Origin of the sequence: Streptomyces sp. NPDC085900 (assembly GCF_044540925.1) — a bacterium.
GTDB classification, from domain to species: Bacteria; Actinomycetota; Actinomycetes; order Streptomycetales; family Streptomycetaceae; genus Streptomyces; species Streptomyces gilvifuscus.
The window spans coordinates 645,113-658,600 of sequence record NZ_JBITSP010000005.1; the positions used below are offsets into that span (position 1 = coordinate 645,113).

General features: G+C 73.2%; 10 protein-coding genes and 1 pseudogene. 8 read left to right on the forward strand and 3 right to left on the reverse strand.

The annotated features are described in order from the left end of the window. Positions 1-76 precede the first annotated feature (76 nt). The 5 genes from ACIGDI_RS21390 (at position 77) to ACIGDI_RS21410 (ending at position 6,667) form a co-directional block, all read left to right on the forward strand. Positions 77-1,768 carry an ArnT family glycosyltransferase gene (locus tag ACIGDI_RS21390; RefSeq protein ID WP_399898782.1) on the forward strand — a complete coding sequence of 564 codons (1,692 nt, stop codon included), beginning with the start codon at positions 77-79 and terminating at the stop codon, positions 1,766-1,768. Positions 1,769-1,892: 124 nt separating this feature from the next. Then, positions 1,893-2,816 carry a MurR/RpiR family transcriptional regulator gene (locus tag ACIGDI_RS21395; RefSeq protein WP_399898785.1) on the forward strand — a complete coding sequence of 308 codons (924 nt, stop codon included), beginning with the start codon at positions 1,893-1,895 and terminating at the stop codon, positions 2,814-2,816. 316 nt (positions 2,817-3,132) lie between these two features. Continuing rightward, complete coding sequence (locus ACIGDI_RS21400) at positions 3,133-3,507, forward strand: hypothetical protein (protein ID WP_142145628.1); 375 nt, start codon at positions 3,133-3,135, stop codon at positions 3,505-3,507. Positions 3,508-3,563: 56 nt separating this feature from the next. Then, positions 3,564-4,130, forward strand: coding sequence for an antibiotic biosynthesis monooxygenase (locus ACIGDI_RS21405; RefSeq protein WP_399898788.1), 567 nt, complete (start codon positions 3,564-3,566; stop codon positions 4,128-4,130). Positions 4,131-4,246: 116 nt separating this feature from the next. Beyond that, entirely contained in the window at positions 4,247-6,667 is a 2,421-nt protein-coding gene (locus tag ACIGDI_RS21410) for a SpoIIE family protein phosphatase (protein ID WP_399898791.1), read from the forward strand. 37 nt (positions 6,668-6,704) lie between these two features. On the opposite strand, the gene ACIGDI_RS21415 is transcribed toward ACIGDI_RS21410, so the two are convergent. After that, positions 6,705-7,376 (reverse strand): peptidoglycan-binding protein, encoded by a 672-nt coding sequence (locus tag ACIGDI_RS21415; RefSeq protein WP_399898794.1) that lies wholly within the window; start codon positions 7,374-7,376, stop codon positions 6,705-6,707. Between the two features lie 217 nt (positions 7,377-7,593). Between ACIGDI_RS21415 and ACIGDI_RS21420 the strand changes: the two genes are divergently transcribed. Next, the gene (locus tag ACIGDI_RS21420) at positions 7,594-8,259 is read left to right on the forward strand and encodes a TetR family transcriptional regulator (protein ID WP_399898912.1); all 666 of its coding nucleotides are present in this window, start codon (positions 7,594-7,596) and stop codon (positions 8,257-8,259) included. Positions 8,260-8,391: 132 nt separating this feature from the next. Then, entirely contained in the window at positions 8,392-8,805 is a 414-nt protein-coding gene (locus ACIGDI_RS21425; RefSeq protein ID WP_399898797.1) for a Zn-ribbon domain-containing OB-fold protein, read from the forward strand. A 7-nt stretch (positions 8,806-8,812) separates the two neighbouring features. On the opposite strand, the gene paaI is transcribed toward ACIGDI_RS21425, so the two are convergent. Together paaI and ACIGDI_RS21435 are read right to left on the reverse strand one after the other, a co-directional pair. Then, positions 8,813-9,232, reverse strand: coding sequence for a hydroxyphenylacetyl-CoA thioesterase PaaI (gene paaI, locus ACIGDI_RS21430; RefSeq protein ID WP_399898800.1), 420 nt, complete (start codon positions 9,230-9,232; stop codon positions 8,813-8,815). Then, positions 9,229-10,486 (reverse strand): annotated as a pseudogene (locus tag ACIGDI_RS21435) (Gfo/Idh/MocA family protein). The gene paaI and the pseudogene ACIGDI_RS21435 overlap by 4 nt, the downstream one beginning before the upstream one ends. A 187-nt stretch (positions 10,487-10,673) precedes the next feature. Here ACIGDI_RS21435 and ACIGDI_RS21440 point away from each other — a divergent pair. Then, positions 10,674-13,451, forward strand: coding sequence for an alpha/beta hydrolase family protein (locus ACIGDI_RS21440; RefSeq protein WP_399898802.1), 2,778 nt, complete (start codon positions 10,674-10,676; stop codon positions 13,449-13,451). The last annotated feature ends 37 nt before the right edge of the window (positions 13,452-13,488 follow it).

The following is a 13,488-nucleotide window of genomic DNA, read 5'->3' on the forward strand; positions in this document are numbered from 1 at the left end:
ACGGTGCGAGAGTAGGGCCCATGACAGGGCCCCGGATCGCTCCCGCCCCCTCGCGGCCGGTGTCAGCGCGGGGCGGATGATGGCGCACGAACAGCACTCGGTCCTCGCACCGGGCCCACGCGACGACGAGGAGCGGCACCCGCCGCGGGCGACGCCTGCCGCCGGCCGGCCCGCCCGGCGGTGGCTGGTGCCCCTGCTGGTGGTGGTCCTGCTCGGTCAGATGGCGGCCGCGATGGTCACCGCCGCCGTGCAGCAGACACCGACGATCGACGAGCCGATCTACGTCGCCACGGCCGCCGACTACCTGCACGAGCACCGCGTCCGGCTCAACCCCGAGCACCCGCCGCTGGGCAAACTGATCGTCGCCGCCGGAGTGGCGGTCGCCGATCCGCACGTGGACACGGCGTACCGGGGCGACCAGACCGCGTACGCACGCCATCTGCTGTACGAGTCCGGCAACGACACCTGGCGGCTGATGTTCTGGGCCCGGCTGCCGATGATCGTGCTGTCCCTGCTGTTCGGGCTGGTGGTGTTCGCCTTCGCCCGTGAACTGGCGGGCGCCGCGGCCGGTTCGGTCGCCCTGGCCCTGTACGCCCTCTCCCCCGACGTCATCGCGCACGGTTCCCTGGCGACGCTGGACGTACCGGCCGCGGGGTTCGTGCTGACGTCCGTCTGGCTGCTGTGGCGGGCCCGGCGACGCCCCCGGCTGTACGTGCCGCTGGGCGGCGTGGCGCTCGGCGCGGGGCTTGCGACCAAGATGAGTGTGCTGCCGGTGGTACCGGTACTGATGGCGCTGGCCGCCTGGTCGGTGTGGGCGGCGGAGCCCGGGGACCGCCGGCGGGCGCTCCGGCGGGCCGCGGCGGGGGCGGCGGTCGTGGCGGTGGCCGGCGTGGCCGTCGTATGGCTGTCGTACCTGGTGGTCGATCCGCGGCTGCGGTGGTCGGCCGCGGGGCAGCAGGTGCCCGCCGTGCACGGGTTGAAGGGGCTGCTCGTGGGGCTGCTGCCGTTCCCGGAGTCGTATCTGGACGGGATGCGCATCCAGTTCGGGCTGGAGCGGTATCCGTGGCAGGGCTTCCTCTTCGGGCATCTGTACACGGGCTCCCGCTGGTACTACCTGCCGGCCGCGCTGCTGGTGAAGACGCCGATCGGCATGCTGGTGCTGTGGGCGGCCGGTGCGGCCGCGGTGGTGGCGGTACGGCGGCTGCGGCCCGCCGCGCCCTATGTGCTGATCCCGCCCGCCGTGCTGCTGGCCGCGGCGATGACCGGCTCACGGGACTTCGGCACCCGCTACGCGATTTTCGTGCCGATGTTCCTGGCGGTGGCGGCCGGCTGCGTTCTCGCCGTACGACGGCGGTGGGCTCCGCTCGCGACCGGGGCGCTGGTGCTGTTTGTCGCGGTCAGCTCGCTGCTGACGTTCCCCTACTATCTGCCGTACTCGAACGAGGCGTTCGGCGGTCCGGACAAGACGTATCTGCGGCTGCACGACTCCAACGTCGACTGGGGGCAGGACCTGGGCAGGCTCGCCGACCGGCTGCGGGAGCGGTATCCGGGCGAGCGGGTCTGGCTGGTGTACAAGGGCAGTGGTGTGCCGTCGTACTACGGCATCGACGCCGCCGATCCGCGCGAGGTGGCACCCCGTCAGGTGCACGGGCTGCTGGTCGTGTCCGACACGGCGATCGACAAGGCGCGCGGGCGGCTGCGCACCCTGATCGACACCAGTCGCCCGATCGACGAGGTCGGCCACTCGATCACGATCTACCGCCGGTGACGCGAGCCTGCGGCGCGTGGTCCCAGGACCCGTCCGGCGGGGGCCTGTTGCCCTCGTGCAAGCCCTGGTCACGACGGTGTGTGAGCTATGTTGAAGCACTGTGGCAGAAAAAGGAGACGGACCGGTGCCATCGCCGCAGCAGGCACGCGCACAGGCATCCTCGATCACCTCGGGCAAAACCGCTCCAGAAGCGGAGGCTGCCCCGGCATCCCAGCTCAGGACGCTTTTCGACCGGCCCCGGCTCTCTCCCGGCCAGCGGCGCATCGCCCAGTACCTGATCGAGCACATCACCGAGGCGGCGTTCCTGTCGATCACCGATCTCGCCGAACGGGTCGGAGTGAGCCAGCCGTCGGTGACGCGGTTCGCGGCGGCGGTCGGCTTCAGCGGCTACCCCGCGCTGCGCGAGAAACTCCAGTCGATCGCCCTGGGCACCCTGGCCGGCGGGCCCGGCGCGACCGAGGAGAACGGCAGCAACGAACTTCAGGCGGCGGTGGACGCCGAGATCGAGAACCTGGAGAACCTGCGGCGCGACTTCGCCGACCCCGACCAGCTCATCGACATCGGCCGCGAGCTGTCCGCGTCCACCCCGCTGACCGTGCTGGGGCTGCGCATCTCGGTCTCCCTCGCCGAGTACTTCGCCTACGCCGCCCGCCGTATCCACCCGGACGTGCGGCTGGTGACCCGGGGCGGCAGTGTCGCCTACGACGCGCTGCTGCAGTCCCGTGAGGCGGGCGGCAACTGGGTGCTGGCGTTCTCGATGCCCCGGCACGCCCAGGAGACGCTCACGGCGGTCCGGGTCGCGCGCACCGCCGGGCTGAAGGTCGCCCTGGTCACCGATCTGGCGCTCGGCCCGGTGGCCGACGAGGCCGACGTCGTCTTCGCCACCGGCACGGGCTCCCGGCTGGTCTTCGACTCCTACGCCGCGCCCGGCGTGATCGCCGCCGCGCTGCTGCAGGCGATGACCGACGCCGATCCGGAACGCACCCAGGCCCGGCTGGAGGAGTACGAGCAGATCTCCGACCAGCACCAGTTCTTCCTGCGGGACTGACCGAGCACCTCCCGCGGAACCGGCCGAGCCGCAACCCTCGGTAACACCGCTCCCACGCGCCGTCCGGAATTACAAAGGGACCTTTCGGAACATTTCGCGCATGAATGTTTTCATGCGTCTTGCAAAGCAGACGGCATATATAAATACTTCTCACGCGTCACCCGGACACCGAAGCCGCCGTCTCCTACCCGCGTCGGCGCCTGTGGTGTCCGGGCGGGCCCCGCTCAGGAGGCCCGTGGCGGTCCCGGTCATCCCCTAGGCCGGGGCCGCCCGCACCCGTCGGACCACCCTTCACGACGCCGCACACCCGGAAGCGATGCTCATGCAACTGACGACCACGCGCCTCAGCCCGGACTGGCCGTGCCAGGTCAAGCAGCCCGGTTCCTACGACTGGGAGCGCTCGGCGGCCAAGTGGCTGCGCGAGCTGGTGCCTGCGCGCTACGCCAGCTATCCGGCGCTCATCCGGCACCCCGTGCTGCTCGCCCGTCACGCGCAGATCCAGGTCCAGCAGGAGATCCGGGTGGCCCGCACCGCCCTGCAGACCGCCCGCGCCGATCTCCCCGGCCTCGGCATGCCGGAGTCGGTCATCGAGCACACGATCAAGCTGTACGCGGCGGAAGTCATGCAGCTCCAGCACATCGCGCGCAGCGTCCGTGCCGTCACCCGGGCACTGGTGGAGGCGGGGCGCTGACGCGGGGACCGGCGCCCGGGGCATGATCCGGGCCGTGCGTGGCACCCGTGGTGAGCATGAGCACCACCCAGCTGCGACGAGGCGAGCCGGTCACCACCGTTCTCACCTGGCAGGTACGGCCGGGCCGGGAGCAGGAGTTCGAGGAGTGGACCCACGGGATCACCCGCTGCGCCAGGCGGTTCCCGGGCAACGAGGGCGTCTCGTGGCTGCGCCCCGAGGAGGGCCACCGCTTCCACGCCGTACTGCGCTGGTCCGACCCGGACCGGCTCACCCAGTGGCTCAGATCCGCCGAGCGCGCCGAGTGGCACCGGCGGATCGACGGCGTGGCCACCGAGGTGGGCAGCGAACGGCAGTCGACGAGCGGGATGGAGACCTGGTTCAGCCTCCCCGGCACGACCGTGCAGTCCCCGCCCCGCTGGAAGATGGTCCTCACCACCTTCCTCGGCGCCTACCCCCTCACCCTCCTCATCCAGTGGCTGGTCACACCCCGCACCACCGCCTGGCCCCTGCTCCTGCGGGCGGCCGTCTTCCCGCTGGTGCTCCTGCCGGTGCTGACCTACCTGATCATGCCGCGCCTGAGCCGGCTCCTGCGGCGGTGGCTGTACCGACCACCGGATGAGTGATCGCGGGGGGCGCGAACGGGCACGTCCACCGCCATGGCCCGGGCTGTCCCCTTTCGAGTGAAGTCCGGGCGGGCAAGACCGTGATCGGGCCAAGCCATGTGTGCGATGCTCGTCGCGTGACGAGCGAGCCCGCCACGCCGGCGGATTCCGGTGCCGCGCCGGACACCGTCGCGCTGGCCGAGGTCGTCGCCAGGCAACGTGCCGAGCTGGACAGGCTGCGGGATCTGGCGGCGATGGCGGCTGTCCTGGAGCGGGCCAAGGGCGCGGTGATGACGCTGACCGGCTGCACTCCCGACGCGGCGGACGAGGAGCTGCGCCGACGCGCCAAGGCCGGACGACGCACCCTGCTGGAACAGTGCTGGATCACCCTCGGCACCCTGGCGGCGCCGCAGGCCGCCCCGGCGGACACCCCGTCGACCGCGGAGAGCCGAGCGGACGCCGGCACTGCCGCCACCGTCCCGTCGTCGCGCAACCCGGCACTGAGCGAAGGGAGTTCGGCCACCCTCGCCGCGCTCGGCAAGCAGCTGGTCCGGGTCGCCACACCGCAGGAACTCGCCCAGTGCCTGCTGGAGCAGCTCACCGAGGCGGACACCGACGCCGTCATGATCTACGCGCGGATGCCCGCCGGAGGACTCGACCTGATCGGGCACGCGGGCATCGATGAGACGCTGGCCACCCAGTGGCATCACGTCCCTCCGCTCAGCGGGGTCGCCGCGCTCGACGCGCTGCGGGCGGGCGAGCCGCGCTGGCTGGAGGACCTCGAGACGGACCGCAGGCGGTATCTGCTGATCGGTGGCCCGCCCAGCCGCTGGCCCACCCGCGCCTGGCTGCCCCTGCCCGGGGCGGCGGGCGGACGCCAGGGCTCCGCCACCGACGTGTGCATCGGCATCCTGCGCTCCCGGACCGGGGCGTTCTCGGCGGAGCACCGTGACCTTCTGCAGGCGGTGGCCCGCCTCTGCGCGGGGCGGCTGCGCGCGTTCGACTCCCACCCCGGGGGTGCGGCCGACGCCGCCGCGGAGTCCGTGCAGGCGGTGTTCGACGCGCTGCCCGGCGCGGCCATGCTCCTGACGCCGCCTCCCGACGCGTCGGCAGGGGTCGAGGACCTCCGTGTCGCCGCCGCGACCGCGCAGTCCGGCGTCGTGGTGGGCAGGGCCGGACAGGAACTGGTCGGCCGCCGGTTCCAGGAGTGCTGCCCGGCCCTGGCCGCCGAGCCGTCGCTGCGCCGCGGCCTGCGGCGGACCCTCACGACGGGAGAGCCGTACGAGAGCGAGCCGTTCGGGCACCAGGAGGTCGTGGACGGGATCGCCGAGCTGTCCACGTACTCGGTGCGGGCGGCGCCGCTCGGCGAAGGAGTGGTCCTCACCTGGGTGCGGCACGGCTCCTCGGACCGGCAGGAGCAGCGGCTGGCGGATCTGCAGCGGCTGGGCAACCTGGGCTGGGCGAGCTGGAACCTGCTCACGCACGAGGTCACCTGGTCCTCGCAGGTCTACGCGCTCCTCGGCCGGAGCGCCGAGTCCGGCCCGGTCGGGCTCACCGCGCTGCCCGACCTCGCGCTGCCCGAGGACCGGGCCGCGCTGGACCACGCCATCGCCCGACTCCTGCGTGACGGGCGGCCGTTCGACCTGCCCTTCCGGATCAGGACCACGGGGGGACTGCGGCATCTGCGCGCCGTCGCCGAGGCGGTGCCGGACTCGCACGGCACACCCGTCGAGGTGCACGGCGTCATCCAGGACCTCACCGCGCAGCGCAGCGCGGAGCTCGCCCTCGTCGAGAGCGAGCGGGCCATCCTCACCCAGCACGACGTGCTGCTGGCCGAACGGACCCTGGCGGGCCGGCTGCAGGACGCGCTGCTGCCACTGCCCACCCGGCCGGTCCGGCTGGCCGGACTGCGGGTCGAGGTCGCCTACCTGCCCGCCCAGTCGGGCATCCATGTGGGCGGCGACTGGTTCAGCGCCATCGAACTCGCCGACGGGGAGGCCCTGTTCGTGGTCGGGGACGTCGCCGGTCACGGCATCGACGCGGTGGCCACCATGGCCCAGCTCCGGTTCACCGCCAAGGGCATGGTCATCACCGGATCGTCGCTGACCGGCGCGCTGGCCAGGCTCAACAGACTGCTGCTGCACTCCCGCGACTCGCACGGCACGGCGACCATGGTCCTCGCCCGCTACGACCGGGCCCGGCGCCGACTGCTGTGGGCCCAGGCCGGCCATCCGCCGCCGCTGCTGCTGCGCGACGGCGAGGTGCGCTTCCTCGACCGTCCCGCCGGCATGCTCCTCGGAGCGAGCACCGAGCCGCGCTTCCAGGAGGCGGAGGTCGGCCTCGAACCGGGCGACCGCGTCCTCCTCTACACCGACGGTCTGATCGAGCGGCCCGGAGAGACGCTGGACCGGGGCCTGAAACGGCTCGCCGATGGCGTCCTGGCGCACCACACCGACGAGACGGGCAAGCTCGGCGCGCTGCTCGCCGAAGTGCTGGCGGGCGAACGGCGCGACGACGTCTGCGTGCTCGACATCCGGGTGCCGACCGAGCCGGAGTAGCCGGCGGCGTCCGGAGCGGGGCGCCGCGCTCGCGCCGTCAGCCGGTGGAGGCAGTCCGGGACTCAAGCGCCTGTCGGGTGTCGTTGCCGTAGACGCCGGTCTCGTCGCCCCTGATGCCGTACCAGAGCTGGAAGCGGGCCACCGCGGCCCGCAGGGTGGCGTCGTAGACGCCGCTGGTGGCGCCGTCGCGGTAGACGTCGGGGATACGCAGCAGGCGTTCTTGCAGGTCGGTCACCGCCGGGCCGCTGTCGCCCTCGCGGAGGGTGCCCGCTCCGTCGGGATCGTCGGCGGACGTGGCGGTGGCCGTGGGGGTGGCCGTGGGGGTGGGCTCGGCGGAGGCCGTGGGTGCGGGTGTCTCCGCGCGGGTGTCGTCGTTCCTGCCGGACAGCAGGAGCGCGCCGCCGAAGCCGACGAGGGCGGCCGCGGTGACGGCCATGGCGACGGCGGCACGGCGCAGGCCGGGGCCGAAGCCGAACCGGTCGCCGCGCGGCGGGGTGCGGTCGTCGGTGCGCACGGGCGGGAGTTCCTGCGTCTCGCCCTCGTCCCAGGAGTGCGGGTCGGGCACGGTGACGGTCTCCAGGCCGGTGCTGCCCTGCTCCATCTCCCTGAACAGTTCGGCCAGGGCGTCCGTGCGGCGCGGGCGCAGTACGCGGATGGGCTCCAGCGGCGGCTGGTCCTGCGGTGACCCGGATGCCGGCGGCGTGGGCACAGTGCGCTCTCCTTCCGTCCCGTGGCGGGTCTGTCCGCCGTTCCCCGAGGAGAGATACGCGGGGGCGTCGCCGAGAGTTCAGCGCCAGGCTGTCGTCGCCTGTCGGGACCGTGCAGAGCACTCAGTTCCCTGTTCGGCCTGCACTGAGTGCCATCCGTGTCCCGAAGGTGCTACTTTCGCGTTCATGAACACCGAGCCGGCGGCCGCGAAGCCCCCGATGCGGGACGCCCTGGTGGCGGCGGCGTTCCAGCTGTTCCTGGAGCGCGGTTACGAGCAGACGACCGTCGACGACATCGTGGCGCTGGCCGGTGTCGGACGGCGCTCGTTCTTCCGCTACTTCCCGTCCAAGGAGGACGTGGTCTTCCCCGACCACGAGCGGTGCCTGGCCGACATGACGGAGTTCCTCGCCGAGAGCTCCGACGACGAGCCGGTGCGGCGGGTGTGCGACGCGGTCCGGATCGTGCTGCGGATGTACACCGAGAACCCGACCTTCTCCGTGCAGCGCTATCGGCTGACCAAGCAGGTGCCGGGGCTGCGCGCGTACGAGCTGTCGGTGGTGTGGCGCTACGAGCGGGCCTTCGCGGACTATCTGCGCGGCCGCCTCGCCGGCCGGCCGGACGGGACGCTGCGGGCCGATGTGATCGCGGCGGCCGTGGCGGCGGCGCACAACAACGCGCTGCGGTCCTGGCTCCGTTCGGACGGGGAGGGTGACGCGAGTGCCGCGCTGGACCACGCGCTGGGCTATGTGCAGCAGGCCTTCGCCGGAACCCGGGCGCCGCACGGCGAGGAGGAGCCCGAGGACGTGGTGGTGATCGTCTCCCGGCGCGGCGCACCGATGTGGCGGGTGGTCCGGGAGATCGAGAGCACCCTCGAACAGGACTGACCGAACGTCCCGCAATTTGAGGGTACGCAGTGCCTTTACGTATGACACTCAGTGCCATACATTGATGCCGTGCACGGTGGCACGGCAAACCGCGCACGTGGGATTCCGGCCGAGCGCAGGGAGTTGACCAGCGTGTACCACCACTCAGGAAGCGTTGTCCGGCAGGCGGGCGGCTCTGCGGCGGGCGTGCTCGACACGGCGCCGCGGGACTCGGACGCCATCCTCTTCCAGCGCTGCACCTGGTGCGGCACCGCCATGTACCACCGTCTGCTGTGTCCGGTCTGCCAGGGCAGCGACCTCAGGACGGAGCGCAGCGAGGGCGTCGGCACGATCCGGCACTCCACGACCGTGCACCGCAACACCCCCGCCGCTCGCAATGTGTCGCTGGTCGAGATGGCCGAGGGGTTCGTGGTCCGCGGCCGGGTGATGGGCCCGCCGATCGGCATCCACAGCGGCGACCGGGTGCGGCTGTCCACGGCCAAGGACCCGGTTCGCGGCGAGCCGGTGTTCCAGCTGGTCGACGAGCCCTTCCGCGCCTGGACCTGACCAGGGATCAGTCCGGCGCGGGCCGCAGGGTGCGGCTGCGGCCCCGGAACTCGGCGACCACCTCGTCGCCGCGCCGTACCGTGACGTCGTAGATCCCGCTGCGGCCGAAGCCCACCCGCTCCGCCGCCTCGGCGGTCAGGACGTCCCCCTCGCGCGCGGACGCCACGAAGTCGATGTCGGCGGCGGCCGCGACCGTGACGGGCCCGTGGCTGTTGCAGGCACAGGCGAACGCGGTGTCGGCGAGCAGGAACACACAGCCGCCGTGGGCGATGCCGTGTCCGTTGACCATCTCCGCCGTCACCGTCATCCGCAGCACAGCGCTTCCCTCGGCGATCTCCAACAGCTCGATGCCCAGACCCCGCGCCGCGCGGTCCGCGTCGAACATGCGCCGGGCGGCCTCGGTCGCGCCGTCCTTCTTCCGCGTCATCGCTCCCACAGTCCAGGTGTCAGGTGCCGCACGGCCACCGGCCGGCCGGTCTCGAAACACCGGTTGGCCGCGAGCCCCACGGCCAGGGCGAGGGCGCCGTCCCGCTCCGTGGCCGTCGGGTGCCCGGCGGCGCCCGGGTCCGCCGCCCGGCCCGCGTCGACGGGTCCGAACAGCGCGTCGAGCATACGGGGGTCTCCCCCGCCGTGCGCCTCGTGGTCCGCGTCGAGCGGAATGTCGGCCGGCGGCTTCCACAGCGGGCGCAGGGTGAGCCTGGCGCCGCCCGCGTGCTCGGCGGCCGTATCGCCGTGCAGGGCGCCGCTGTTAGCCCTCCCACGGCGAGTAGGCGGTGAGGTGGTACGTCATCGTCGCCCCGCGGGTGTAGCGCACGAGGACGGCCATGTCGTCCTGGATGGTGACCGGTCCGCCGAAGACGTTGCGGTCGTGCAGGTATCCGTCGTGCCGCTCGGCGTCGAGGTGGAGGGCGCGCAGGGTGTCGTCGGAGGCCAGGTCCAGGGCGAGGGGGTCGTCGGCCGCCTGCGCGGCGCCGTGGGCGCGCTCGTAGTCCCGGCGCAGTCCGTGCCGCCGGCCCGCCTCGGGGTCGTAGAAGCCGAGCCGCCCGTAGCCGAAGACCTCCTGCGGCTCGTCGGCGAGCCACCGGTTGACGAGGTCGAAGTGGTGACCCGCCTTGTGCACCGTCGGGCCGCCGCTCAGGGCCTTCTCGCGGTGCCGGCGGCGGAAGCAGTCGGCGCCGTGACGGGTGCCGAGGAGCCACTCGAAGTGCACGGAGAGGACCTCGCCGCTCGCGCCGTCGGCGAGCAGGGCGCGCACCTTCTCGTGGACCGGGTTGAAGCGGTAGTTGAAGGCGACGGTGAGGGAGTTGCCGGTCTCGCGGACCGTGTCGAGATGCGGGCGCACCGCTCGGCGTCGACGGTCATGGGCTTCTCGGTGACGACCCGGCAGCCCGCCTTCAACGCCGCGACGATGTAACGGTCGTGGGCGGCGTCCACGGTGGTGACGACGACCTCGTCGATGTCCTCCTCGGCGAGCAGGTCGGGGAAACGGTCGGGCTCCCAGGTGGTGGCGGCGGGTTCCCCCCTCGGCGGTGAGCAGCCTGTTGTGGAAGGCCATCCGGGCCGGGGTCGGGTCGCACAGGGCGGCCACGCGGTGGCGGGGGCGCGCGGCGAGGCCGCGGGTGACGGTCCGGGCACGGTGACCGGTGCCGACGACCGCGGCGCGCAACGGGGTTCGGCTCATTGAGGGGTCCTGTCCCGAGGCACGCGGGCGCATGCCTGCCGTACGGCCCTGGCCTGATCGCGCCGTTCAACCCCGGCGACATCACCGGCCACAGGCAACCCACAGCTTCGTCTCTCCGTCCTCCGGGGCACGAGGCTCCCCGCCCGACCAACGGGGTGCCCGCAACCGGTACTTGAGGAGGAACACCTTGATCCGTGCCCGGCGAATATGGGCTACCGCCGCGGTGGTGCTCGCGGTGGCGGGGGGATCGCCAGGACTGGCACAGGCGGCACCGCCGTCCGCTGCCGGACCGCACCCGGCGGTGACAGACGACGGCGGTCTCCCGCCCGGCTGGCGGATCGCCGGCCGGGGCGGGGAGCGGCAGTTGGTGTGGCGTTCGGCCGCGCCCGTGCGCATGGGGGACGCGCGCGTCGACTTCTACGCGGGCGACCGGCTGCTCGGCCACCCGAGGGCCGCGAAGGACGGCCGCACCTTCCGTCTGGACCTCGAACACGTCCGTTCGGCAAGCGAGTTGAAGGTCCTGGAAGTCCGTGCCGGCGGGCGCGAGCTGGACTCCGCGGGCCGTACGCAGGCTCCGCGGACCCGGCGCGAGACGGCGGCCCCGCAGCCGCCCGCACCGCTCCCGGCGAACTCCGTGGACCCCGGCAAGCCGGGCCAGTACAGCACGGCCACCGGCGAGTACGACCTCGACCCGGTCAAGCTGCCCGACTTCCCCCAGCCCGTCGAGATGAAGGCGGTCGTGGTCGCGCCCAAGGGCGCCACCGGCAGCCGGCGGCTCGCCCTGTTCCTGCACGGGCGCCACTCGACCTGCTACAAGGGCGACGACGTCACCGGCGACTGGCCCTGCCCGGCGGGCACGAAACCGATCCCCAGCTACCGCGGCTATCTGCGCGACCAGCGCCTGCTCGCGTCCCAGGGCTATGTGACCGTCTCGATCTCCGCCAACGGCGTCAACGGCCAGGACTGGGCGGCCGAGGACGGCGGGGCGCAGGCCCGCTCCTCCCTGATCCGGCAGCACCTGGCCCGCTGGGCCGACTGGGCCGCCCACCCGGAGACGGCCCCCGCGGTCGTGCGCCAGGCGCCGAAGGCGGATCTGTCCCGGGTCCTGCTCGTCGGCCACTCGCGCGGCGGCGAGGGCGTGAACCGCGCGGCGATGGACAGCCTCTACCCGCCGCCCGCCGCGCAGGACGGCTACCGCGGCCCGGTCCGCTGGCACATCCGGGGAACCGTGCTGATCGGACCGACGATCTTCGGCCAGAATCCGGTCGCGGACGTTCCTTCGGCGACGATCCTGCCGGGCTGCGACGGCGACGTCTCCGACCTCCAGGGCGAGGTCTACGTCGACGGCACCCGGGGCGTCAGCCGCGGCAAGGCGCTGCACAGCGCGGTGTACGTGGTCGGCGCCGACCACAACTTCTTCAACTCCGAGTGGACTCCGGGGCAGTCCGAGGCCCCCTCGGAGGACGACTTCTACACCGACCCCCAGCACCCGGACCCGGTGTGCGCCCCGGGGACGGCGACCCGGCTGACCGCCGACCGGCAGCACAAGGCCGGCAGCGTGTACATCGCGGCCGCGGCCCGGCTGTTCGTCGCCGGTGACGACCGGGTGCGGCCGCTGCTCGACGGCACCGGCCGGCGGGCGCCGTCGGCCGACCCGGCGCGGGTGCTGACGCACGCGGTCGGCGCCGACCGCGCCGGCGGCTTCCTGCCGGACGGCAAGATGTCGGTGACCGGCGGACGGCTGTGCTCGGCCGTGGACCCGGACGCGCACGTGGCCTGCCTGGGCAGCGGCGCCAAGGGCTCCTCACCGCACTTCGCGCAGTGGGAGACGGACCGCGAGGTCGGCCGGCGCGCCGTTGCGCTGAGCTGGTCGGCGGCCGGATCGGCGGTACGGGTGCGACCCGGCACGCCGGTCGGACTCAAGGGTGCCAAGGACCTCGCGTTGCGGCTGATCGTGCCGCCGAACTCCACCGGCACGAGCCTGGACGTGTCCGTCACCGACACCCACGGCAAGCGGGCCGCGCTGGGCCGCGTCCGCGTCGACGGTCTGCCGGGCACCGAACAGACCGCCTCCTACTGGGCGCGCGAGGTCCGCGTGCCGCTGACCGCCGCGACCCGGGCGGGCGTGGACCTGGGGCACGTCAAGTCCCTCGACCTGACGCCCCGTTCGACCAGCGGCAAGGCGTGGCTCATGGACGCCTGGGGCTGGCACGCGGGCACCCCGACCGTGAAGGAGGCCGCCCTGCCGCGCGTCGACATCGGCCGGACGACGGTCAAGGAGGGCGACTCGGGCGTGCGCACCTACCGGGTGCCGGTACGGGTGGCCGGGCAGGGCAGCGGCCAGGTGCGGGTGTACGTCCTGGACCCGGTCACCGGCCGGGCGAAGGAGCGCCTGGTGACGGTGCGCCCGGGCGGCCACGACATCGACGTCTCCGTCCAGGTGAAGGGCAACACGCGCTACGGCTACGACGTACAGAACGACGTGCTGGTCAAGGCCGTGCACGGTGCCGTCGTCGGCTCGTACCGGGGCGGCGTCACCGCACAGAACGACGATCCGATGCCCACGCTCACCGTGACCCCGGTCGCGGACCGGGTGACCGAGGGCGGCGCCCTGAAGTGGAAGGTGTCCCTGTCGGCGGTGGCGGACGTGGACCTCGCGGAGTACTTCGTCGTCACGCCCGTGACCGACGGCCCGGAGCTGTCCACGAAGGACGTCGACCCGCACTGGCTGGGGGACGTCTCCGGTGAGGAGCCCGATCCCGAGCGCCCGCTGTCCTCGATCAGGTACCTGGCCCTGGCGGCCGGCGTCCCGGCCGGACAGCTGACCGCGCAGCTGGAGCTGCCGACGGTCAAGGACCATGTGGCGGAGCCCGCCGAGTCGGTGCGCTTCCAGCTCGCCGACGACAACGGCGACCCGCGGCCCGGCGGGCCGGTGCTCGCGGGCACGGTGCTCGACGCGTCGTAGCCCCGGGTCCGTCGGCGTGACGGCCGCGCGGCCCCCC

Bases quoted from the DNA above. Each gene is read 5' to 3' on its own strand.
- paaI (WP_399898800.1), bottom strand. From the start codon at position 9,232: ATGACGCGGAAGAAGGACGGCGCGACCGAGGCCGCCCGGCGCATGTTC.
- ACIGDI_RS21400 (WP_142145628.1), top strand. From the start codon at position 3,133: ATGCTCATGCAACTGACGACCACGCGCCTCAGCCCGGACTGGCCGTGC.
- ACIGDI_RS21390 (WP_399898782.1), top strand. From the start codon at position 77: ATGATGGCGCACGAACAGCACTCGGTCCTCGCACCGGGCCCACGCGAC.
- ACIGDI_RS21420 (WP_399898912.1), top strand. From the start codon at position 7,594: ATGCGGGACGCCCTGGTGGCGGCGGCGTTCCAGCTGTTCCTGGAGCGC.
- ACIGDI_RS21405 (WP_399898788.1), top strand. From the start codon at position 3,564: ATGAGCACCACCCAGCTGCGACGAGGCGAGCCGGTCACCACCGTTCTC.